At 68.2% G+C, this 20,833-nt stretch carries 21 protein-coding genes and 1 pseudogene; 18 read left to right on the forward strand and 4 right to left on the reverse strand.

Annotation, left to right across the window (positions count from 1 at the left end; translation table 11 throughout):
• The first annotated feature begins 6 nt into the window (after positions 1-6).
• The 5 genes from M8R19_RS13435 (at position 7) to M8R19_RS13455 (ending at position 6,253) form a co-directional block, all read left to right on the forward strand.
• A complete protein-coding gene (locus M8R19_RS13435; protein WP_249918032.1) occupies positions 7-378 on the forward strand; it encodes a gamma-butyrobetaine hydroxylase family protein in 372 nt (123 codons plus the stop codon).
• 396 nt (positions 379-774) lie between these two features.
• A complete protein-coding gene (phaC, locus tag M8R19_RS13440) occupies positions 775-2,454 on the forward strand; it encodes a class II poly(R)-hydroxyalkanoic acid synthase (RefSeq protein WP_249918033.1) in 1,680 nt (559 codons plus the stop codon).
• Entirely contained in the window at positions 2,451-3,461 is a 1,011-nt protein-coding gene (gene phaZ / locus M8R19_RS13445) for a poly(3-hydroxyalkanoate) depolymerase (protein ID WP_245322974.1), read from the forward strand. The genes phaC (M8R19_RS13440) and phaZ overlap by 4 nt, the downstream gene beginning before the upstream one ends.
• Before the next feature lie 178 nt (positions 3,462-3,639).
• The gene (gene phaC, locus M8R19_RS13450) at positions 3,640-5,322 is read left to right on the forward strand and encodes a class II poly(R)-hydroxyalkanoic acid synthase (protein WP_249918034.1); all 1,683 of its coding nucleotides are present in this window, start codon (positions 3,640-3,642) and stop codon (positions 5,320-5,322) included.
• A gap of 316 nt (positions 5,323-5,638) precedes the next feature.
• A complete protein-coding gene (locus M8R19_RS13455; RefSeq protein WP_249918035.1) occupies positions 5,639-6,253 on the forward strand; it encodes a TetR/AcrR family transcriptional regulator in 615 nt (204 codons plus the stop codon).
• A 61-nt stretch (positions 6,254-6,314) separates the two neighbouring features.
• On the opposite strand, the gene M8R19_RS13460 is transcribed toward M8R19_RS13455, so the two are convergent.
• The 3 genes from M8R19_RS13460 to M8R19_RS13470 form a co-directional block, all read right to left on the reverse strand.
• Positions 6,315-7,211: a phasin family protein gene (locus M8R19_RS13460; RefSeq protein ID WP_249920176.1), complete on the reverse strand. Its 897-nt coding sequence runs from the start codon at positions 7,209-7,211 to the stop codon at positions 6,315-6,317.
• 10 nt (positions 7,212-7,221) lie between these two features.
• Positions 7,222-7,644, reverse strand: coding sequence for a phasin family protein (locus M8R19_RS13465; protein ID WP_116425508.1), 423 nt, complete (start codon positions 7,642-7,644; stop codon positions 7,222-7,224).
• Between the two features lie 302 nt (positions 7,645-7,946).
• Complete coding sequence (locus M8R19_RS13470) at positions 7,947-8,222, reverse strand: polyhydroxyalkanoic acid system family protein (RefSeq protein ID WP_249918036.1); 276 nt, start codon at positions 8,220-8,222, stop codon at positions 7,947-7,949.
• A 130-nt stretch (positions 8,223-8,352) separates the two neighbouring features.
• On the opposite strand from M8R19_RS13470, the gene ubiE reads away from it, so the two are divergent.
• The 13 genes and pseudogenes from ubiE to M8R19_RS13530 all read left to right on the forward strand — a co-directional run bounded on the left by ubiE (position 8,353) and on the right by M8R19_RS13530 (position 18,777).
• Positions 8,353-9,135, forward strand: a complete 783-nt coding sequence (gene ubiE / locus M8R19_RS13475; RefSeq protein WP_249918037.1) for a bifunctional demethylmenaquinone methyltransferase/2-methoxy-6-polyprenyl-1,4-benzoquinol methylase UbiE — start codon at positions 8,353-8,355, stop codon at positions 9,133-9,135.
• Position 9,136: 1 nt separating this feature from the next.
• Positions 9,137-9,760 (forward strand): ubiquinone biosynthesis accessory factor UbiJ, encoded by a 624-nt coding sequence (locus M8R19_RS13480; RefSeq protein ID WP_249918038.1) that lies wholly within the window; start codon positions 9,137-9,139, stop codon positions 9,758-9,760.
• Positions 9,757-11,355 carry a ubiquinone biosynthesis regulatory protein kinase UbiB gene (gene ubiB, locus M8R19_RS13485; RefSeq protein WP_249918039.1) on the forward strand — a complete coding sequence of 533 codons (1,599 nt, stop codon included), beginning with the start codon at positions 9,757-9,759 and terminating at the stop codon, positions 11,353-11,355. Before M8R19_RS13480 ends, ubiB begins: the two co-directional genes overlap by 4 nt.
• 82 nt (positions 11,356-11,437) lie before the next feature.
• Positions 11,438-11,842: a phosphoribosyl-AMP cyclohydrolase gene (gene hisI / locus M8R19_RS13490; protein WP_249918040.1), complete on the forward strand. Its 405-nt coding sequence runs from the start codon at positions 11,438-11,440 to the stop codon at positions 11,840-11,842.
• Complete coding sequence (locus M8R19_RS13495) at positions 11,835-12,173, forward strand: phosphoribosyl-ATP diphosphatase (protein WP_009615404.1); 339 nt, start codon at positions 11,835-11,837, stop codon at positions 12,171-12,173. Before hisI ends, M8R19_RS13495 begins: the two co-directional genes overlap by 8 nt.
• Before the next feature lie 25 nt (positions 12,174-12,198).
• On the forward strand, positions 12,199-12,444 hold the full coding sequence (locus M8R19_RS13500; protein WP_043319122.1) for a twin-arginine translocase TatA/TatE family subunit: 246 nt from the start codon (positions 12,199-12,201) through the stop codon (positions 12,442-12,444).
• Positions 12,445-12,457: 13 nt separating this feature from the next.
• Positions 12,458-12,913: a Sec-independent protein translocase protein TatB gene (tatB, locus tag M8R19_RS13505; RefSeq protein WP_249918041.1), complete on the forward strand. Its 456-nt coding sequence runs from the start codon at positions 12,458-12,460 to the stop codon at positions 12,911-12,913.
• Positions 12,910-13,710, forward strand: a complete 801-nt coding sequence (gene tatC / locus M8R19_RS13510) for a twin-arginine translocase subunit TatC (protein WP_249918042.1) — start codon at positions 12,910-12,912, stop codon at positions 13,708-13,710. Before tatB ends, tatC begins: the two co-directional genes overlap by 4 nt.
• Complete coding sequence (locus M8R19_RS13515; protein ID WP_249918043.1) at positions 13,707-14,414, forward strand: 16S rRNA (uracil(1498)-N(3))-methyltransferase; 708 nt, start codon at positions 13,707-13,709, stop codon at positions 14,412-14,414. Before tatC ends, M8R19_RS13515 begins: the two co-directional genes overlap by 4 nt.
• Positions 14,415-14,733: 319 nt before the next feature.
• Positions 14,734-15,630, forward strand: a pseudogene (locus M8R19_RS33425) (methyl-accepting chemotaxis protein); the annotation flags it as partial.
• Complete coding sequence (locus M8R19_RS33430; RefSeq protein WP_371857773.1) at positions 15,622-16,485, forward strand: methyl-accepting chemotaxis protein; 864 nt, start codon at positions 15,622-15,624, stop codon at positions 16,483-16,485. The pseudogene M8R19_RS33425 and the gene M8R19_RS33430, both read left to right, overlap by 9 nt.
• A gap of 219 nt (positions 16,486-16,704) precedes the next feature.
• On the forward strand, positions 16,705-18,279 hold the full coding sequence (locus M8R19_RS13525) for a methyl-accepting chemotaxis protein (RefSeq protein ID WP_249918044.1): 1,575 nt from the start codon (positions 16,705-16,707) through the stop codon (positions 18,277-18,279).
• A gap of 69 nt (positions 18,280-18,348) precedes the next feature.
• A complete protein-coding gene (locus tag M8R19_RS13530) occupies positions 18,349-18,777 on the forward strand; it encodes a UPF0158 family protein (RefSeq protein WP_074984225.1) in 429 nt (142 codons plus the stop codon).
• Between the two features lie 607 nt (positions 18,778-19,384).
• Here the strand turns inward: M8R19_RS13530 and M8R19_RS13535 are convergent.
• Positions 19,385-20,833, reverse strand: coding sequence for an AdeC/AdeK/OprM family multidrug efflux complex outer membrane factor (locus M8R19_RS13535; RefSeq protein ID WP_249918045.1), 1,449 nt, complete (start codon positions 20,831-20,833; stop codon positions 19,385-19,387).

Below are 20,833 nucleotides of genomic sequence, written 5' to 3' on the forward strand. Positions count from 1 at the left end.
GCCCCCATGCACATTCCCTCTGCCATCCAGCTGCACAAGGCCTCGCGCACCCTCACGCTGAAGTACGGCGAGCAGTCCTACGACCTCTCCGCCGAGTTTCTGCGCGTGCATTCGCCCTCGGCCGAGGTGCAGGGCCATGGCAACCCGGTGCTGCAGGTAGGCAAGCTGAACGTCGCCCTCATCGGCCTGGAGCCGGCCGGGCAGTACGCGCTCAAGCTGACCTTCGACGACGGCCACGACAGCGGCCTGTACAGTTGGGACTACCTCTACCAGCTGTGCACCCGCAAGGACCAGCTGTGGGCCGAATACCTCGCCGAGCTGGCCGCCGCCGGCAAGTCCCGCGACCCCGACGAGTCGGTGGTCCGGCTGATGCTCTGAACCCACCTTTGCGCCGGTTTACCGAGCGCCGGCGCCTCGCCATCCTCCTGCCCCCGATCAGGGCACGTCATTTGCAACATTCGCCCTGCACACTGGAAACCGCGTGTTTCCTGTATTCGAGCTGCGGACGAGCGAGCGCTCTAGGGCGCGTTTTCTAATCTTTCGCGACATACTCGGGCGCAGGGAACCACGCTGCACCAGCTTGCGCGGCGGGGGAATCTCGGGTAACCAAGTCAGTGCAACGCCGTTGCAGACGCGGGCCCAGGACCCCAGCGATGCCGCCAAGTGTTGACATGCGTGGAGCCTGCTCCACGTTCCGCTAACCCGAGCAGTACTTGGCCCGTCACCTAGGTGCAGCCCCGCCAGTATTCGTCTCAGGACAATGGAGCGTCGCCGATGACCGAAAAGAAGAACAACGATCTGCCCCAGCAAGCCGCGGAAAACACCCTGAACCTCAACCCGGTGATAGGCATTCGCGGCAAGGATTTGTTGTCCACTGCCCGCATGGTGCTGCTGCAGGCTCTCCGGCAGCCCTTCCACAGCGTCAAGCACGTCGGCCATTTCGGCCTGGAGCTGAAGAATGTCCTGCTCGGTACCTCGGAGCTGCGCCCGGCCGACGACGACCGCCGCTTCAACGACCCGGCCTGGAGCCAGAACCCGCTGTACCGCCGCTACCTGCAGACCTACCTGGCCTGGCGCAAGGAGCTGCATCAGTGGATCGGCAACAGCGACCTGTCGCCCCAGGACATCAACCGCGGCCAGTTCGTCATCAACCTCATGACCGAAGCCATGGCGCCGACCAACACCCTGAGCAACCCGGCCGCGGTCAAACGCTTCTTCGAGACCGGCGGCAAGAGCCTGCTCGACGGCCTGAGCCACCTGGCCAAGGACCTGGTGAACAACGGCGGCATGCCCAGCCAGGTCAACATGGACGCCTTCGAGGTGGGCAAGAACCTGGCCCTGACCGAGGGCGCGGTGGTGTTCCGCAACGACGTGCTGGAGCTGATCCAGTACCGGCCGATCACCGAGAGCGTGCATGAACGCCCGCTGCTGGTGGTGCCGCCGCAGATCAACAAGTTCTACGTCTTCGACCTGTCGCCGGAGAAGAGCCTGGCGCGCTTCTGCCTGCGCAACCAGGTGCAGACCTTCATCATCAGCTGGCGCAACCCGACCAAGGCCCAGCGCGAATGGGGCCTGACCACCTACATCGAGGCGCTCAAGGAAGCCATCGACGTGGTCCTGGCCATCACCGGCAGCAAGGACCTGAACATGCTCGGCGCCTGCTCCGGCGGCATCACCACCGTCACCCTGCTCGGCCACTATGCGGCCCTGGGCGAGGAGAAGGTGCACGCCTTCACCCAGATGGTCAGCGTGCTGGACTTCGAGCTGGACACCACCGTCGCCCTGTTCGCCGACGAGAAGACCCTGGAAGCCGCCAAGCGCCGTTCCTACCAGTCCGGCGTGCTGGAGGGCAAGGACATGGCCAAGGTGTTCGCCTGGATGCGCCCCAACGACCTGATCTGGAACTACTGGGTCAACAACTACCTGCTGGGCAACGAGCCGCCGGCCTTCGACATCCTGTTCTGGAACAACGACACCACGCGCCTGCCGGCCGCGCTGCACGGCGAGCTGGTGGAGATGTTCAAGAGCAACCCACTGACGCGCCCCGGCGCCCTGGAAGTGGGCGGCACGCCCATCGACCTCAAGCAGGTCACCTGCGACTTCTACTGCGTGGCCGGCCTCAGCGACCACATCACCCCCTGGGAAGCCTGCTACCGCTCGGCGCGCCTGCTCGGCGGCAAGTGCGAGTTCATCCTTTCCAACAGCGGGCACATCCAGAGCATCCTCAACCCGCCGGGCAACCCCAAGGCCCGCTTCATGACCGGCCCGGACCTGTCCGTCGATCCGAAGACCTGGCAGGAAAACTCGAGCAAGCACGCCGACTCCTGGTGGCTGCACTGGCAACAGTGGCTGGCCGAGCGCGCGGGCAAGCTGAAAAAGGCGCCGACCGCCCTGGGCAACAAGGCCCACCCGGCTGGCGAAGCATCCCCCGGCACCTACGTACACGAACGATGAAGACAGAAAACCTACCCGACGCCACCGAGCAGCAGGACGCGCCGGCCCAGCCCGAGCCGGCGCCGCAGGCCACGCGCCAGCGCAAGGCGCGCCCCGCCGCCAAGGCGGCCGAGCCGCAGCAGCCGGCCGAGACGCGGGCGCGCGTGCTCGCGCCGCAGCCCTTCGTGTTCCGCACCATCGACCTCGACGGGCAGACCATCCGCACCGCCGTGCGCCCGGGCAAGGGACACATGACGCCGCTGCTGATCTTCAACGGCATCGGCGCCAACCTGGAGCTGGTGTTCCCCTTCGTCGCCGCGCTGGACCCGGACCTGGAGGTGATCGCCTTCGACGTGCCCGGCGTCGGCGGCTCGTCCACGCCGAGCACGCCCTACCGCTTCCCCGGCCTGGCCAAGCTGGCCGCGCGCATGCTCGATTACCTCGACTACGGGCAGGTCACCGCCATCGGCGTGTCCTGGGGCGGGGCCCTGGCCCAGCAGTTCGCCCATGACTATCCCGAGCGCTGCAAGAAGCTGATCCTGGCGGCCACCGCCGCCGGGGCGGTGATGGTCCCGGGCAAGCCCAAGGTGCTCTGGCGCATGGCCAGCCCGCGGCGCTACATCCAGCCGTCCTATGGCGCGCACATCGCCCCGGACATCTACGGCGGGGCCTTCCGCCGCGATCCCCGGCTGGCCATGGCCTTCGCCGCCAAAGTGCGCTCCTCGGGCAAGCTGGGCTACTACTGGCAGCTGTTCGCCGGCCTGGGCTGGACCAGCATCCACTGGCTGCACCGCATCCAGCAGCCGACCCTGGTGCTGGCCGGCGACGACGACCCGATCATCCCGCTGGTGAACATGCGCCTGCTGGCCTGGCGCATCCCCAACGCGGAGCTGCACGTGATCGACGACGGCCACCTGTTCCTGGTGACCCGCGCCGAGACGGTGGCGCCGATCATCATGAAGTTCCTAGCCGAGGAACGGCAGCGCGCGGTCATGCACCCGCGCCCGTTCGCCCCCAAGGCCGGCTGACCCCCGGCCTCGATCATCGCCTCGTAACAGTGCACGTTCATCGTCGGTGACCGGCAGGCGCGCCGATTCGTGCCTATGCTTCAGCCCTTGCGTGCGTCAGGAATGCACCTGCGCCGATTCTGGTACGGGCCTTGCTGCGCCCGACTGACGACGGTTCTTTTCCCAGGGAGAGCTGCACATGCGAGAGAACTCCAGCACCGGCAGGCTGCCGGCCCCCGCCGACTTCATGAACGCCCAGAGCGCCATGGTCGGCCTGCGCGGCAAGGACATGCTGTCCACCCTGCGCCAGCTCGCCGTCCAGGGCGTACGCCGGCCGCTGCACAGCGCCCGCCACCTGGCGGCCTTCGGCAAGCAGATGGGCCACGTGCTGCTGGGTGACTCGCCGTTGCAGCCCAACCCCCAGGACACCCGCTTCCAGGACCCGTCCTGGCGCCTCAACCCCTTCTACCGGCGCACCCTGCAGGCCTACCTGGCCTGGCAGCAGCAACTGCTGGCGTGGATCGACGAGAGCGACCTGGACGGCGACGACCGCGCCCGCGCGCGCTTCCTGCTGTCGCTGTTCGCCGACGCCATGGCGCCGACCAACAGCCTGATCAACCCGCTGGCGGTGAAGGAACTGTTCAACACCGGCGGACAGAGCCTGCTCAAGGGCGGCCGCCACCTGCTCGACGACCTGCTGCACAACGGCGGCATGCCCAGCCAGGTCAACAAGCACGCCTTCGAGGTCGGCCGCAACCTGGCCACCACCCCGGGCGCCGTGGTGTTCCGCAGCGAGATGCTCGAACTCATCCAGTACAAGCCCCTGGGCGAGCACCTGCACGCCAAGCCGCTGCTGATCGTCCCGCCGCAGATCAACAAGTACTACATCTTCGACCTGAGCCCGGAAAAGAGCTTCGTCCAGTACGCCCTGAAGAACAACCTGCAGCTGTTCATGGTCAGCTGGCGCAACCCCGATGCGCGCCACCGCGAATGGGGCCTGTCGACCTACGTGAAGGCCCTGGACGAAGCCATCGAGGTGGTCCGCTCGATCAGCGGCAGCCGCAGCGTCAACCTGATGGGCGCCTGCTCCGGCGGCCTGACCATCGCCGCGCTGCAAGGCCACCTGCAGGCGCGCCGGCAACTGCGCAAAATCAGCAGCGCCACCTACCTGGTGAGCCTGCTGGACAGCCAGGTGGAGACCCCGGCGGCGCTGTTCGCCGACGAGCAGACGCTGGAAAGCACCAAGCGCCGCTCCTACCAGCACGGCGTGCTGGAGGGCAAGGACATGGCCAAGGTGTTCGCCTGGATGCGCCCCAACGACCTGGTGTGGAACTACTGGGTCAACAACTACCTGCTGGGCAAGCTGCCGCCGGCCTTCGACATCCTCTACTGGAACAACGACAACACCCGCCTGCCGGCGGCGCTGCACGGCGATTTCCTCGACTTCTTCAAGCACAACCCGCTGGCCCGGCCCGGCGCCATGGAAATCTGCGGCACGCCCATCGACCTGAAGAAGGTGGCGGTGGACAACTTCCACGTCGCCGGCATCACCGACCACATCACCCCCTGGGACGCGGTCTACCGCTCGGCCCTGCTGCTGGGCGGCGACAGCCGCTTCATGCTGTCCAACAGCGGGCACATCCAGAGCATCCTCAACCCGCCGGGCAACCCCAAGGCCTGCTACTTCGAGAACGGCAAGCTCGCCTCCGACCCGCGCGCCTGGTACTACGACACCCAGCGCCAGGAAGGCAGCTGGTGGCCGGTGTGGCTGGCGTGGATCCAGGAACGCTCGGGCGAACGCCGGCCGGTGAGCTTCGAACTGGGCAACGCCGAGCACCCGCCGATGGAAGCGGCGCCGGGGACTTACGTGCACGAGCGGTGAACAGCCGTTGCACGTCCTGACACGACACCCCGTAGGATGGGTGGAGCGAAGCGATACCCATCCTACGAAAGGCACTTCGGTGCAGCCGGGATGCTCTTCGTAGGAGCGAGCTTGCTCGCGAACGAGCCCCGCAGCGGAGTGTGTTCGCGAGCAAGCTCGCTCCTACGAGAAGCCGTACCCGCCCGTACGGAGCGGACTCTGTCCGCGATAGCCGGATCTCCCACGAAAAACCCACCCCCTCACGCTTTCGAGGGACTGGCCGGCGCGCCCCACCCCGGCTATCGTCGAACCTCCCGAGGCCAGAACCAGCACACGGATGAAAACCCGCGACCGCATCCTCGAATGCGCCCTGCTGTTGTTCAACGAGCAGGGCGAACCCAACGTCTCCACCCTGGAGATCGCCACCGAGCTGGGCATCAGCCCCGGCAACCTGTATTACCACTTCCACGGCAAGGAGCCGCTGGTGCTGGCCCTGTTCGCCCGCTTCGAGGAAGAGCTGCAGCCGCTGCTCGACCCGCCTGCCGACGCGCGCCTGGGGGCCGAGGACTACTGGCTGTTCCTGCACCTGATCGTCGAGCGCCTGGCGCACTACCGCTTCCTCTTCCAGGACCTCTCCAACCTGGCCGGGCGCCTGCCCAAGCTGGCCCGCGGCATGCGCAACTGGCTCAACGCGCTCAAGCGCACCCTGGCCGCCCTGCTCGCCCGGCTCAAGGCCGACGGCGAGCTGACCAGCGACACCGACGCCCTCGGCCAACTGGTGGAGCAGATCACCCTGACCCTGCTGTTCTCCCTGGACTACCAGCGCATCCTCGGCCGCGAAGGCGAGATACGCCTGGTGGTCTACCAGGTGATGATGCTGGTGGCGCCGCACCTGCGCGGCGACTCGCGGCTGGCCGCCGAGCGCCTGGCGCAGCGCTACCTGAACGCCTGAGGCGCAGCCGAAATGAAGACGCCCGGCACGAGGCCGGGCGTCGGGTACCACGGGTAACGCGTCAGGCCTGGGTCGGCGGCGTGACCGGAGCCGCTACCGGAGCGACCGGAGCTGCCGCAGCCGGCGCCGGGGTGGCCGCCGGAGCCGGAGCCGCGGCCGGCGTGGCCGGTGCAGCAGGCTTGGCCGCCTTGGGCGCTGCGGGCTTTTTCACCGCCGGCTTCTTCGCCGCAGCCGGCTTGGCAGCCGGTTTCGCAGCAGCCGGTTTCGCCGCAGGCTTGGCGGCAGCCGGTTTGGCGGCCGGCTTCGCAGCCGGTTTCGCCGCGGCCTTCGCAGCAGCAGGCTTGGCGGCCGGCTTGGCTGCAGGCTTCGCCGCTGCCTTGGCCGCAGCCGGTTTGGCCGCCGGCTTCGCAGCCGGTTTCGCAGCAGCCTTGGCAGCGGGCTTGGCCGCCGCGGTCTTGGCGGCCGGCTTGGCTGCGGGCTTCGCTGCAGCCTTGGCCGCAGGTTTCGCAGCGGCCTTGGCGGCGGGCTTGGCCACCGACTTGACGCTGACGCCAGTGAGTTTCTCGATCTGCTTGGTCAGAGTCTCGACCTTCGCATGCAGGTCCTTCACCTCGTTGCGGCTCGGCACGCCCAGGCGCGAGATGGCGCTGTTCAGGCGCTTGTCGAACGCCTCTTCCAGCTCACCCCACTTGCCCAGGGCGCGGTCCTTCACCTCGTCGACCTTGGAACGCGCCGAACGGGCGGTGGACTTCACCGCGCCGACGGATTTATCGACTTCGGTCCGGGCCTGCTTCTCGGCCTTCTCGCCATCCTTGACCAGGGTCTCGAACAGCTTGTTGCCGTCCTTGCTGACCTTCGAGTAAGCCCCCAGACCAGCCAACCAGATTTGCCGCGAGTATTTCTCGATCTCGCCGACCCAACTGGACTCTTTTTTATCGGTAGGTTTCTTGCCAGCCATCCCGCTCTCCTCAATGAGTTTTCGCGACACGCTCGAGCACCGCGCTCAGCTCGTCAAGCTTAGCAGAGAGCGCCTCGACATCCTGCCGCGACGGAATGCCGATGCGGTTCAGCGCGGAGGCCACGCGGCTGTCGAAAGCCTTCTCGACCTTGTCCAGCTGCACCTCGAACTTGTCCTTCACCAGCGAGACGCTGCTCTTGACGCTGTCGTTGGCCGACTCGACCTGCTCGGTCACCAGCTGGCGGCCCTTGGTTTCCAGGCCTTCGCCTTCCTTCACCAGCGACTTGAAGTACTCGGTGCCTTCGGCGCCGACGCGCGCATAGGCGCCCAAGCCGGCCAGCCAGATCTGGCGGGCGTAATGCTTGACGTCGGTGATCAGGGACGATTCGCTGACGGCTTTCTCGACTTTCTTCTTGCTGGCGACCTTGGCCATGATGGTTTCCTCACACTGTTCTCGGGGGTCCGTAGAGGCCCGCAGCGTTGCGAGCTTGAGTGCAAGGTATCGGGGAAAATTAGAAAACACATACCAGCCGGGGCGGTCGGCATTTCCCCTGTAGGAGCGAGCTTGCTCGCGAACCACCACCCGCACCGAAAATCGCAGACGTCACTCCCGCGAACGCGGGAGCCCAGAGCCTCTGGTTCCCCGCGTTCGCGGGGATGACGATATTGGAAGCTGGAAGGGAACCGAAGGGTTCGCGAGCAAGCTCGCTCCTACAAAGTGCGGGTGCGGCCCGGTCAGGCCAGCGCCTTGTCCAGCGCGCGCTCGATCTCGCCCTTGAGCATCCCGCCCATGGCCGACAGCAGCAGGCCCAGCTTGACCTCCACCGCCACGCGGTCCTCGCCCACCTCGATGCGTCCGTCCACGCCGCTGCGCTTGAAGGCCAGCACGTCACCATGCCACTCGTAGCTCACGCCATGCTCGCGGGCGAGCTTCTCGGCCAGCTTCTGGGCCTTCTCGCGGGCGGCTTCGCGGCCGAGGCAATGGGGACGTTCGACGTGGATGCGGGACATGGGCGACTCCGGAATGACAGACCGGTGGATGATACGCCGCACGACGTTTCGCCGCACCCCGCGCCCCGGGGCGGCGTTTTTCCCACATCCTGTTAGAATGCCCGCCACTGACTTCCAGGGTAGAAACGCCATGAGCGAGCCGCGCAAACCCGCCGGGGACCAGGGCCCCGCCGACCCCACCACGCACTTCGGCTACAAGACCGTGCGCGAGAGCGAGAAGGCCGAGAAGGTCGCCGAGGTCTTCCATTCGGTCGCCGCCAAGTACGACCTGATGAACGACCTGATGTCCGGCGGCGTCCACCGCCTGTGGAAGCGCTTCACCATCGAGCTGTCCGGCGTGCGCGCCGGCAACCGCGTGCTCGACATCGCCGGCGGCACGGGCGACCTGACCCGCCAGTTCTCGCGCCTGGTCGGCCCCACCGGCGAGGTGGTGCTGGCGGACATCAACGCCTCCATGCTCAAGGTCGGCCGCGACAAGCTGCTGGACAGCGGCGTGGCCGGCAACGTCAAGTTCGTCCAGGCCGACGCCGAGAAGCTGCCCTTCCCGGACAACCACTTCGACTGCGTGAGCATCGCCTTCGGCCTGCGCAACGTCACCCACAAGGACGCCGCCATCCGCTCCATGCTGCGGGTGCTCAAGCCGGGCGGGCGCCTGCTGGTGCTGGAGTTCTCCAAGCCCACCAACAGCCTGCTGTCCAAGGCCTACGACGCCTACTCCTTCACCCTGCTGCCGCTGATGGGCAAGCTGGTCACCAACGACGCCGAGAGCTACCGCTACCTGGCCGAGTCGATCCGCATGCACCCGGACCAGGAAACCCTGAAGTCGATGATGGTCGAGGCCGGTTTCGACCGCGTCACCTACCACAACATGACCGGCGGCGTGGTCGCTCTGCACCGCGGCATCAAGCCCTGAAATGGCGCTCCTGACCCAGGCGCTGCTGGCCAGCGCCGAAGCCGGCGTGAACCACGTGCTGCGCCTGGACGGTGTGGCCCTGCAGCGTCTCGCCCGGCTCGCCGGGCGGGTCCTGGAAGTGGATTGCCAGGCGCCGCCGCTGCGCCTGTTCATCCTCCCCGACGCCGATGGCCTGCACCTGGCCGCGCACCACGAGGCCGCGGTCGACTGCACCCTGCGCGCTCCGGCCGGGCGCCTGCTACAGCTGGCCCTGGCCGCCGACAAGACCAGCGTGCTGCACAGCCCGGAAGTGGAAATGGGCGGCGATAGCGCCCTGCTCCTGGAGCTGGCCGACATCCTCCAGAGCCTGGAGCTGGACTGGGAATACGAAGTGCAGCGCTGGCTCGGCCCGCTGCCCGCGCAACTGCTCGGCAGCCGCCTGCGCGGCGGCGCGCGCTGGGCCGGCGACAGCCTGGAAAGCCTGCGCCTGAGCCTGGCCGACTACCTCGCCGAGGAAAGCCGCACCCTGGTCGGGCGCAACGAGGCCGAAGCGCGCTTCGCCGAACTCGACCAGTTGAAGATCGCCCTCGATCGCCTCGACGCGCGCCTGGCGCGCCTGTCCAAGAAGCTGAAACCCGACGCATGAAGCTGCTCGCCTTCCGCCGCCTGCTGCGCATCCAGAGCGTGGTGATCCGCTACCGCCTCGACGATCTCATTCTCGAACTGCCGATGCTGCCCTGGTACCTGCGCCTGCTCGGCGGCCTGCTGCCCTGGCGCTGGCTGCCGCGGCGCAAGCTGGAGCTGAGCCGCGGCGAGCGCATCCGCCTGGCCCTGGAAGGCCTGGGGCCGATCTTCATCAAGTTCGGGCAGATCCTCTCGACCCGCCGCGACCTCTTGCCCGACGACATCGCCAACGAACTGGCGCGCCTGCAGGACAAGGTCCCGCCGTTCCCGCCGGAAGCCTCGGTGGCGCTGATCGAGGAGCAGCTGGGGGCGAAGGTCGAGCAGGTCTTCGCCCGCTTCGAGCGCGAGCCGCTGGCCTCGGCCTCGGTGGCCCAGGTGCATGCCGCACAGCTGAAAAGCGGCGAGGAAGTGGTGGTCAAGGTGATCCGCCCGGGCCTCAAGCCCGTGATCCGCGCCGACATGTCCTGGCTGTTCATCCTCGCCCGCCTGGCCGAGCGCGTCTCAGCCGACGCCCGCCGCCTGCACCCGGTGGAGGTGGTCAGCGACTACGAGAAGACCATCTACGACGAACTCGACCTGCTGCGCGAGGCGGCCAACTCCAGCCAGCTGCGGCGCAACTTCGACGGCTCGCCGCTGCTCTACGTGCCCCAGGTGTACTGGGACTGGTGCCGGCCCAAGGTGCTGGTGATGGAGCGCATCTACGGCATCCCGGTCACCGACCTGAACACCCTGCGCGACCAGCGCACCGACTTCAAGGCCCTGGCCGAGCGCGGCGTGGAGATCTTCTTCACCCAGGTGTTCCGCGACAGCTTCTTCCACGCCGACATGCACCCGGGCAACATCTTCGTCAGCACCCGCACGCCCTGGAGCCCGCAGTACATCGCGGTGGACTGCGGCATCGTCGGCAGCCTCACCGACGAGGACCAGGACTACCTGGCGCGCAACCTGATCGCCTTCTTCAAGCGCGACTACCGCAAGGTCGCCCAGTTGCACATCGACTCCGGCTGGGTGCCGGCGGAAACCCGCGTCAACGACTTCGAGGCGGCGATCCGCACGGTGTGCGAGCCGATCTTCGAGAAGCCGCTCAAGGACATCTCCTTCGGCCAGGTGCTGCTGCGCCTGTTCCAGACCGCGCGGCGTTTCAACATGGAAGTGCAGCCGCAACTGGTGCTGCTGCAGAAGACCCTGCTGAACATCGAGGGCCTGGGCCGCCAGCTCTACCCCGAGCTGGACCTGTGGAGCACCGCCCAGCCCTATCTGGAACGCTGGATGCGCGAGCGCATGAGCCCCGCCCAGCTGCTACGCAACGCCCAACAGCACGTCGAGCAGCTGCCGCACCTGGCGCAGATGACCCGCGACACCCTGGAGCGCCTGGCGCAACCCCAGGAGCCGCAAGCGACCGGCGCCCAGCCCCTGTCCGGCGCCTGGGTGCCGCGACTGATCGGCGCAGTGCTGGTGGCCGGCGCCACCCAGATCGGCCTGGCCACCCACAGTATCGAGGCCTGGCCGGCCTGGGCCATGCTGGCCGGTGGTCTGTATCTGATTCTGCGCCGATAGCCAGTCGTCGCCACTGCTGGCACACTTGGTCGTTGATGAAACTGCCGCGGGGCGTGAGAACGCCCGCTGTACGGAAGCGAAGATGAAAGACTGGCTGGACGAAATTCACTGGAACGCCGACGGCCTGGTGCCGGCGATCGCCCAGGACCACAAGACGGGCCGCGTGCTGATGATGGCCTGGATGAACCGCGAATCCCTGGCCCTGACCGCCGCCGAGGGCCGCGCCATCTACTGGTCGCGCTCGCGCGGCAAGCTCTGGCGCAAGGGCGAGGAATCCGGCCACGTGCAGAAGCTGCACGAGTTGCGCCTGGACTGCGACGCCGACGTCGTCATCCTGATGGTCGAGCAGGTCGGCGGCATCGCCTGCCACACCGGCCGCGAAAGCTGCTTCTACCGGGTCTACCAGGACGGCGGCTGGACGGTCGTCGACGCGGTGCTCAAGGACCCGCACGCCATCTACGACAAGCCGGGGCACAGCCATGAGTGACAACACCCTCGCGCGCCTGGCCGAGGTGCTGGAGGGGCGCAAGAACGCCGCCCCCGAAAGCTCCTACGTGGCCAGCCTGTACCACAAGGGACTGAACAAGATCCTGGAAAAGGTCGGAGAGGAATCGGTGGAAACCATCCTCGCCGCCAAGGACGCCGCGCAGAGCGGCGACTGCACGGACCTGATCTACGAAACCGCCGACCTCTGGTTCCATTCCCTGGTCATGCTCGCCGCCCTCGGCCAGCATCCCCAGGCGGTACTGGACGAGCTGGAGCGCCGTTTCGGACTCTCCGGCCACGACGAGAAAGCCGCGCGCCAGCCGTCGGCCTGAACCCGATTACTTCGAGGAGAACAAGATGGGCATCTTTGACTGGAAACACTGGGTCGTCATCCTGATCGTGGTGGTGCTGGTATTCGGCACCAAGCGCCTGAAGACCCTGGGCTCGGACGTCGGCGAGGCGGTCAAGGGCTTCCGCAAGGCGATGAACACCGAAGAGGAGGAGAAGCCCCAGCAGCAGCCGCCGGCCAACCCGCCGCTGAACCAGCCGCACACCATCGACGCCCAGGCGCAGAAGGTCGAAGAGCCGCAGCGCAAGGACTGATGGGAAGAACGCCATGTTCGGAATCAGCTTCAGCGAACTGCTGCTGGTGGGCCTGGTCGCCCTGCTGGTGCTCGGCCCCGAGCGCCTGCCCGGCGCCGCGCGCACCGCGGGCCTGTGGATCGGCCGGCTGAAACGCAGCTTCAACGCCATCAAGCAGGAAGTGGAGCGCGAGTTGGGCGCCGACGAAATCCGCCGGCAGCTGCACAACGAGCACATCCTGCAGATGGAGCGTGAAGCGCAGAAGCTGATGGCGCCGCTCACCGGCCAGCAGCCGCCGGCCGATAGCGCCGCGCAGGCCGAGCCCACGGCGCCGCCTGCGCCGCCGACCATCGCACCGAACAGCCGCCTGGCCAACATGCCCGGCGTCGGTATCCCGGCCGCACCCGAGGCACCCGCCGCGCCAGCCGCGCCCGAGGCCACGGCCGCGCCGGCCGCCGCCCCTCCGTCCGAGACGCCGCGTACCCCATGAGCGACGAAAAACCCGAACAGCCCGAAAACGACCAGGAAATGCCCCTGGTCTCGCACCTGACCGAGCTGCGCACGCGCCTGCTGCGTTGCGTGGTGGCTATCTTCGTGATCTTCATCGGCCTGCTGTACTTCTCGCAGAAGATCTACGCCCTGGCCTCCGCGCCGCTGCGCCGCTTCCTCCCGGAAGGCGCGACCATGATCGCCATCGACCCGGCGTCGGCGTTCCTCGCGCCGCTGAAGCTGACCATGATCGTCGCCGTGCTGCTGGCCATGCCGGTGATCCTGGCGCAGATCTGGGGCTTCATCGCCCCCGGCCTGTACAAGCACGAGAAGCGCGTGGCCCTGCCGCTGCTGGCCTCCAGCGTGGTGCTGTTCTACACCGGCATGGCCTTCGCCTACTTCCTGGTGTTCCCGTTGATGTTCCACTTCTTCCTCGGCCAGGCCCCGGAAGGGGTGACGCCGATGACCGACATCAACAGCTACCTGGACTTCCTCACCCTGCTGTTCGCCTTCGGCGTGGCCTTCGAAATCCCCGTGGCCACGGTGCTGCTGGTGTGGATCGGGGTGGTCGACGTGGCCTACCTGAAGAAGATCCGCCCCTACGTCATCATCGGCTGCTTCGTGGTCGGCATGGTCCTCACCCCGCCGGACCCGATGTCGCAGACGCTGCTGGCCGTGCCCATGTGGATGCTGTTCGAGGCCGGGGTGCTGTTCAGCCGGCTGATCCGCAAGCGCAACCGCGACGAGGATGCGCAATCCGAAGAGAAAGGCGACCAGCCGCCAGCGACGCGCCCGTGAACCTGCTGCTGCTCGACGACGCCGACTTCGTCGCGGCGGACCGCGTATTGCTGCGCGACCGCCGCCTCACCCACCTGCACGAAGTGCACCGCGCCGAAAGCGGCGACAGCCTGCGCGTCGGCCGCCTGGGCGGGCTGATGGGCGAAGGCCGCGTGCTGAGCCTTTCCCGCGACGAGGCGGAACTGCAGGTGAGCTTCACCCAGGCGCCGCCGGCCAAGCTGCCGCTGACCCTGCTGCTGGCCCTGCCGCGGCCGAAGATGCTCCGCCGCGTGCTGCAGACCGTGGCCGCCATGGGCGTGCCGCGCCTGGTCCTGCTGAACAGCTACCGGGTGGAGAAGAGCTTCTGGCAGACGCCCTTCCTGGAGCCCGCGGCCATCCGCGAGCAACTGGTCCTGGGCCTGGAGCAGGCCCGCGACACCGTGCTGCCGGAAGTGACCATCGAAAAGCGCTTCAAGCCCTTCGTCGAAGACCGCCTACCGGCTCTGGCCGCCGGCAGCCTGGGGCTGATCGGCCACCCCGGGCCCTGGCCGGACTGCCCGCGGGCGGTCGAGCAGGCCGTGACCCTGGCCATCGGCCCCGAGGGCGGCTGGATTCCCTACGAGGTCGAGAAACTGCGCGAGGCCGGGCTGGCCCCGGTGCAACTGGGCGAGCGCATCCTGCGCGTGGAAACCGCGGTCACCGCCCTGCTGGCCCGACTGTTCTGACCCGAACCCTCTCGGCAGCCCTACCGGGAATCGTCGGTCAGAAATTTACTAAAGAAATTTCAGATTCGTGTCGCCTCGCCGATATGACAGGCATTGGTCAATCGGCGGCCGCCCCCGCGGCAGCCGCAGCCCCATCGTCCCCTGGAGCGCCGCGTTCATGTCCCGCTGGTTCAGCAATCTCACGGTCAACTGGAAACTCGCCATCGGCTTCGGCCTGGTGCTGCTGCTCACCCTGCTCATCGCGCTGACCGGCGCGCTCAACCTGAACAGCCTGATATCCCGGGGCGACAAGATCGGCGAAATCTCCAAGCTACTCGCCATGACCAAGGACCTGCGCACCACCCGCCTGAAATACCAGTCCAGCCGCACCGCGGAAGACGCCAAGCTGGTGGAACAGAGCATCAACGAGCTGGACCAGCAGCAACAGCGCGTCGGCCAGTTGCTCGTCGCCTCCTCGGACCTGGAGAAGGTCGAGCGGCAACGCCAGCTCACCAGCCAGTACCGCACCCTGTTCAAAGGCCTGCACAAGTCCTTCGACAGCCGCGACAGCGCGCGCAAGACGCTGATCCGCAAGGCTTCGGTGGTCACCCAGGGGCTGGAACTGGTGGAGCAGCACCTGGTGGAGAGCGGCAGCGTCGACTCCCTCAAGGCCATCGCCGACGTCTCCGAGCTGGGCCGCCAGCTGATGGACGCCCGCTTCCAGGTGCTCAGCTACACCGCCAACGAAGACCCCAGCCTCGAACAGGGCGCGATCAGCGCCCTGGAGCAGGTCACCGCCACCGTGGAACAGCACGCCCAGGCCGCCGTGCCGGAGCAGCAGGCCAACTACCAGGCCGTGGTGAACGCCCTGCGCGACTACCGCAAGGCGCTGGACCGCTACCGCAACGAAGTCAACAACAGCCAGCAGGCGCGCAACCAGATGCGCGACAGCGGCCTGCTGATCGAGAAACTCAGCGCCGAACTGAGCGACGGCCAGACGGCCAAGCGCGATGAAGACGCCAGCCAGGCCAGGCAACTGCTGGCCCTGGCCTCGCTGCTGGTCCTGGTGCTGGGCGTGCTGGCGGCCTGGCTGATCACCCGCCAGATCGTCCTGCCGCTGCGCCAGTCGCTGGCCGCCGCCGCGCGCATCGCCGACGGCGACCTCAGCCAGGAACTGCGCGTCGAGCGCCGCGACGAGCTGGGCCAGTTGCAGGCCAGCATGCAGCGCATGAGCCAGTCGCTGCGCGAGCTGATCGGCCGCATCCACGACGGCGTCACCCAGATCGCCAGCGCCGCGGAGGAACTCTCGGCGGTCACCGAGCAGACCAGCGCCGGGGTGAACAACCAGAAGAGCGAGACCGACCAGGTGGCCACGGCCATGACCGAGATGGCCACCACCGTGCTGGAAGTGGCGCGCAACGCCGAGGAAGCCTCGGAAGCCGCCAGCGCCGCGGACCGCGAGGCCGGCGCCGGCGCCCAGGCGGTCAGCGAGGCGGTCGGGCAGATGGACCGCCTGGCCGGCGAGGTGGGCCGCTCCAACGAAGCGGTGCAGCAGCTCAAGCGCGAGAGCGAGAAGATCGGCAGCGTGCTCGACGTGATCAAGGCGGTGGCCGAGCAGACCAACCTGCTGGCCCTCAATGCCGCCATCGAAGCGGCCCGCGCCGGCGACGCCGGGCGCGGCTTCGCCGTGGTCGCCGACGAGGTGCGTGCCCTGGCCCGCCGCACCCAGCAGTCCACCGAGGAGATCGAGGAACTGATCGCCGGCCTGCACAGCGGCACCCAGCAGGCCGTGCAGCGCATGGAGAGCAGCCGCGAACTCACCGACAACACCCTGGAACTGGCGCGCCGCGCCGGCGAGCGGCTGGAGGCCATCACCCGCACCGTCTCCGGCATCCAGTCGATGAACCAGCAGATCGCCGCCGCCGCCGAGCAACAGAGCGCGGTGGCCGAGGAGATCAACCGCAGCGTGCTCAGCGTGCGCGACATCTCCGAGCAGACCGCCGCCGCCAGCGAGGAAACCGCCGCCTCCAGCGTCGAGCTGGCGCGCCTGGGCACCGAGCTGCAGGGCCTGGTCGGCCGTTTCCGCCTCTGAGCCCTCCCCCTCCGGCCCGCCGTCCTGGCGGGCCTTTGCCGACGTACGAAAAATTACGAATTTGGCACTGAAGTTTCAGACAAAATCGCCGATAAGCTTTGACGCACACAGATGCGTCCCGAAAAAGTCCCTCGCCTGCACGACAAGAAGAACGACAAAACAGCCTGCATTTCCGGCTTCGGGCCCGTCCCGCGGCCTCGTCTGCCTGGAGTATTCGACATGTACGATTGGCTGGTCCTTCAGCTCGGCCGCATGAACGTCAGCCTCAAGCTCACCGTGGGCTTCGGCATCTGCCTGCTGCTGACCCTGCTGGTGCTGCTCGGCGGCATCCAGGGCCTGAACGAACAGGGCGCCTACAGCGAACGCCTGACGCACATCGGCCAGCTCGACGCCGGCGCCCGCCAGGCGGAACTGGCGCGCCTGCGCTACCAGCTCGAAGGCAGCGCGGAACAGGCCCAGCGCCTGCGTTCGGTACTGGGCGAGCTGCAGGCCGGCAGCGAACGCCTGGCCCGCGACGGCTTCGCCGGGCCCCGTCTCGACGCCTTGCGCCAGGCCCTTGCCGACTACGCCCAGGCCGCCGACGACCTGCTGCGCGCCGACGCACAACAGCGCAGCCAGGCCAACCCCGGCCTCGACAGCCGTGCCGAAGCCCTGTTCCGCGCCAGCGGCGCCCTGTTCGAAGAAGGGCTGCAGCAGCGCGACGCGGCGGCCAGCCAAGCGCAATGGCACCAGGCGCTGACCGCCCTGTTCGCGCTGTTCTTCGGCGCCCTCTCGGTGTGGGCGATCAACCGCCAGATCGTCCGCCCGCTGCACGAATCCCTCGAACTGGCCGAACACATCGCCCAGGGCGATCTGTCCCGCGACCTGGGCGGCGACCTGCACCTGCAGCGCCGCGACGAGCTGGGCCAGCTGCAACGCACCATGCTGCGCATGCGCGACAGCCTGGGCGAGCTGATCGGCCACATCGGCGGCAGCGTCGGCCAGTTGGCCACCGCCGCCGACGAGCTGTCGGCGGTCACCGAGCAGACCCGCGCCGGCGTCGACAGCCAGCGCCTGGAAACCGAGCAGGTGGCCAGCGCCATCGAGGAAATGGCCGCCACCGTGCAGGAAGTGGCGCGCAACGCCGAGCAGGCCTCCGGCACCGCCCGCCAGGCCGACGCCCAGGCCCGCGACGGCGAGCAGGTGGTCGGCCAGGCCATCGCCCGCATCGACCAGTTGGCCGCCGAGGTGGAACGCTCCACCCAGGCCATGGCGCGCCTGCGCGGCGACAGCGGGAAGATCGGCAGCGTGCTCGACGTGATCAAGTCGGTGGCCGAGCAGACCAACCTGCTGGCCCTCAACGCCGCCATCGAAGCGGCCCGCGCCGGCGAGGCCGGGCGCGGCTTCGCGGTGGTCGCCGACGAAGTACGCGCGCTGGCCCAGCGCACCCAGCAGTCCACCGCCGAGATCGAGGCGCTGATCGCCGCCCTGCAGCGCGGCGCCGAGGATGCCGCGCAATGCATGGACGACAGCCGCGTGCTGACCGGCGACTCCGTCGAGCTGACGCGCCGCGCCGGCGACGCGCTGTCCGCCATCGCCCGCAGCGTGGCGCAGATCCAGGACATGAACCTGCAGATCGCCTCCGCCGCCGAACAGCAGAGCAGCGTCGCCGCCGAGATCAGCCGCAGCGTCGGCCAGGTCCGCGACATCGCCGAGCAGTCGGCCGCCGCCAGCCAGCAGACCGCCGCCTCGAGCAACGAACTGGCGCGCCTGGGCGGCGACCTGCAGGGCCAGGTCGGGCGCTTCCGCCTGTAACAGGATTGCAGCGGACAGGAAGGCCGCGCATGGGATAGGCTGGGGCTCTCGCCCAACCGGAGAGTGACCATGCGCCCGCTGACCATCGACCTCGACGAACTCGCCGTCGCCCTCGACACCAGCGACATAGAGCACTACCTGGACCTGGGCAGCGGCCAGGTGGTGCCGCTGCTGAGCGACTCCCCCGACCCGGACCTGCTGCTCCTGCTGGAGCAGGACCCGGAACGCCTGCTGCCGATCGAGCCGCTGAGCAGCCGCGAATCCCTGGAGCTGATGCGCGACTTCCTCCGCGAAGTCGGCGAACCCCACGCCTACGCTGCAATGGCCTCGGCCCTGGAAGGCCGCAAGCCGTTCAAGGCCTTCCGCCACGTGCTCATGGGCTACCCGGACCTGCTCCAGGCCTGGTACGACTATCAATCCGAACGCCTGCGCGAATGCGCCCTGGACTGGCTGGCCGACCACGACATCCGCCCGGCGGGGCAAGGCGCCGCGTTGTAGGGCGTACAACCGTTCGCGGTTGTACGCCAACCGTGCAGGGACGCTCTTCGTAGGATGGGTTGAGCTTGCGATACCCATCGGACCATGGCGATGGGTATCGCTCCGCTCAACCCATCCTACGATGTCGACGCAACCCCACCCGCGCCATTCCCCCGTAGGAGCGGACCTTGTCCGCGATGGCCGGACGTCCCGGCGCGATTCGCGGATGAGATCCGCTCCTACGCAACCCTACCCGCGCCACTCCCCCTGTAGGAGCGGGCCCTGCGCGCGAATCGCGGGCAGGGCCCGCTCCTACAATTCCCGGGAGGCACGATCGGAGCGGACCTTGTCCGCGATAGCCGGACGTCCCGGCGCGATTCGCGGATGAGATCCGCTCCTACACAACCCTACCCGCGCCACTCCCCCTGTAGGAGCGCGCCCTGCGCGCGAATCGCGGGCAGGGCCCGCTCCTACAATTCCCGGGAGGCACGATCGTAGGAGCGGACTCCGTCCGCGATGGGCCGATCCCATGCACGAAAATCGCGGATAAATCCGCTCCTACGAAAATCGCTGGGCCCCACAAACGAAAACGCCGCCCCGAGGGGCGGCGTTTCCGTGGGCCGAGGCCTCAGCCCTTGGGCTGTGGCTGCGACTGCTTCTGCGCGGTGCTTTCCTGCCAGCCGCCGCCGAGCGCCTTGTACAGGTTCACCTCGCTGGTGAGCTGGTTCAGGCGGTCGGTGATCAGCTGCTGCTGGGCGCTGAACAGCGAGCGCTGGGCGTCGAGCAGGGTCAGGTAGTTGTCCACGCCGGTGCGGTAGCGCTTCTCGGCCAGGCGGTAGTAGTCCTCGCTGGCCTTGACCAGGGCGCGCTGGGCGGTCAACTGCTCGCCGTAGGTGCCCCGTGCGGCCAGGCCGTCGGCGACTTCCGAGAAGGCGCTCTGGATGGCCTTCTCGTACTGCGCGACGTAGATGTTCTTCTGCACCTTGGCCAGGTCCAGGCTGGCCTTCAGGCTGCCGGCGTTGAAGATCGGCAGGCTGATGGACGGCTTGAACAGCCAGGTGCCGGAACCCGCGTCGAACAGGCCGGACAGGTCCGGGCTCAGGCTGCCGGCGTTGGCGGTCAGGCTGATGCTCGGGAAGAAGGCCGCGCGCGCCGCGCCTATGTTGGCGTTGGCCGCCTTGAGCTGGTGCTCGGCCTCGAGCACGTCCGGGCGCCGCTGCAGCAGGTCCGAGGGCAGGCCCGCCGGCACCTGGGCCAGCACCTGCTGCTCCAGGTCCATGCCTTGCGGCAGGTCGGCCGGCACGCCGCTGCCCAGCAGCAGGGTCAGGGCGTTCTGGTCCTGGGCCACCAGCCGGGTGTACTGCGCCAGGGTCGCCCGCGCGCTTTCCACCGAGGTCTGCGCCTGGCGCAGGTCCAGGGCCGAGGCGACGCCGACCTCGTTGCTGCGCTTGGTCAGGTCGTAGGTCTTCTGGTAGGTGGCCAGGGTGTCGCGGGTCAGCTTCAGCTGGGCCTGGTCGGCACGCAGCGTCAGGTAGGCGTTGGCGACGTTGGCCACCAGCGCGGTCTGGGTACTGCGGCGCGCCTCTTCGGTCGCCAGGTACTGCTCGAGGGCCTCATCGCGCAGGCTGCGCAGGCGGCCGAACAGGTCCACTTCCCAGGCGGTGACGCCCAGGGTGGCGCCGTACTGGCTGCTGATCATGTCGTTGCCGGTGGTCGACACCCGCTCCGGCAGGCGCTGGCGCGAACCGCTCACGTCGGCGCTCACCGCCGGGAACAGCTCGGCGCGCTGGATGCGGTACTGCGCCTGGTAGGCCTCGACGTTCAGCGCGGCGACGCGCAGGTCGCGGTTGTTGTCCAGGGCCACTTCGACCAGGCGGCGCAGCTGCGGGTCGCTGAAGAAGTTCTGCCAGTCGAGGTCGGCGGCGGCGCTCGCGCCGCCGCCCTGGGCGCCGGCATAGGCCGGGCCCTGGGGGTAGGCCTGGGCTACCGGCGCCTCGGGGCGCTGGTAGTCCGGGATCAGCGAACAGCCGGACAGCGCGGCGGTCGCCAGGGCCAGGCTGAGTAAGGACTTTCTCAT

Source organism: Pseudomonas sp. R3.Fl, assembly GCF_023516765.1.
GTDB classification, from domain to species: domain Bacteria; phylum Pseudomonadota; class Gammaproteobacteria; order Pseudomonadales; family Pseudomonadaceae; genus Pseudomonas; species Pseudomonas citronellolis.

Bases quoted from the DNA above. Each gene is read 5' to 3' on its own strand.
- phaC (WP_249918034.1), top strand. From the start codon at position 3,640: ATGCGAGAGAACTCCAGCACCGGCAGGCTGCCGGCCCCCGCCGACTTC.
- M8R19_RS13455 (WP_249918035.1), top strand. From the start codon at position 5,639: ATGAAAACCCGCGACCGCATCCTCGAATGCGCCCTGCTGTTGTTCAAC.
- phaC (WP_249918033.1), top strand. From the start codon at position 775: ATGACCGAAAAGAAGAACAACGATCTGCCCCAGCAAGCCGCGGAAAAC.
- tatC (WP_249918042.1), top strand. From the start codon at position 12,910: ATGAGCGACGAAAAACCCGAACAGCCCGAAAACGACCAGGAAATGCCC.
- M8R19_RS13535 (WP_249918045.1), bottom strand. From the start codon at position 20,833: ATGAGAAAGTCCTTACTCAGCCTGGCCCTGGCGACCGCCGCGCTGTCC.
- ubiE (WP_249918037.1), top strand. From the start codon at position 8,353: ATGAGCGAGCCGCGCAAACCCGCCGGGGACCAGGGCCCCGCCGACCCC.
- M8R19_RS13525 (WP_249918044.1), top strand. From the start codon at position 16,705: ATGTACGATTGGCTGGTCCTTCAGCTCGGCCGCATGAACGTCAGCCTC.
- M8R19_RS13470 (WP_249918036.1), bottom strand. From the start codon at position 8,222: ATGTCCCGCATCCACGTCGAACGTCCCCATTGCCTCGGCCGCGAAGCC.
- M8R19_RS13435 (WP_249918032.1), top strand. From the start codon at position 7: ATGCACATTCCCTCTGCCATCCAGCTGCACAAGGCCTCGCGCACCCTC.
- M8R19_RS33430 (WP_371857773.1), top strand. From the start codon at position 15,622: ATGAGCCAGTCGCTGCGCGAGCTGATCGGCCGCATCCACGACGGCGTC.
- ubiB (WP_249918039.1), top strand. From the start codon at position 9,757: ATGAAGCTGCTCGCCTTCCGCCGCCTGCTGCGCATCCAGAGCGTGGTG.
- M8R19_RS13500 (WP_043319122.1), top strand. From the start codon at position 12,199: ATGGGCATCTTTGACTGGAAACACTGGGTCGTCATCCTGATCGTGGTG.
- M8R19_RS13480 (WP_249918038.1), top strand. From the start codon at position 9,137: ATGGCGCTCCTGACCCAGGCGCTGCTGGCCAGCGCCGAAGCCGGCGTG.
- M8R19_RS13460 (WP_249920176.1), bottom strand. From the start codon at position 7,211: ATGGCTGGCAAGAAACCTACCGATAAAAAAGAGTCCAGTTGGGTCGGC.
- M8R19_RS13495 (WP_009615404.1), top strand. From the start codon at position 11,835: ATGAGTGACAACACCCTCGCGCGCCTGGCCGAGGTGCTGGAGGGGCGC.
- tatB (WP_249918041.1), top strand. From the start codon at position 12,458: ATGTTCGGAATCAGCTTCAGCGAACTGCTGCTGGTGGGCCTGGTCGCC.
- M8R19_RS13465 (WP_116425508.1), bottom strand. From the start codon at position 7,644: ATGGCCAAGGTCGCCAGCAAGAAGAAAGTCGAGAAAGCCGTCAGCGAA.
- phaZ (WP_245322974.1), top strand. From the start codon at position 2,451: ATGAAGACAGAAAACCTACCCGACGCCACCGAGCAGCAGGACGCGCCG.
- hisI (WP_249918040.1), top strand. From the start codon at position 11,438: ATGAAAGACTGGCTGGACGAAATTCACTGGAACGCCGACGGCCTGGTG.
- M8R19_RS13530 (WP_074984225.1), top strand. From the start codon at position 18,349: ATGCGCCCGCTGACCATCGACCTCGACGAACTCGCCGTCGCCCTCGAC.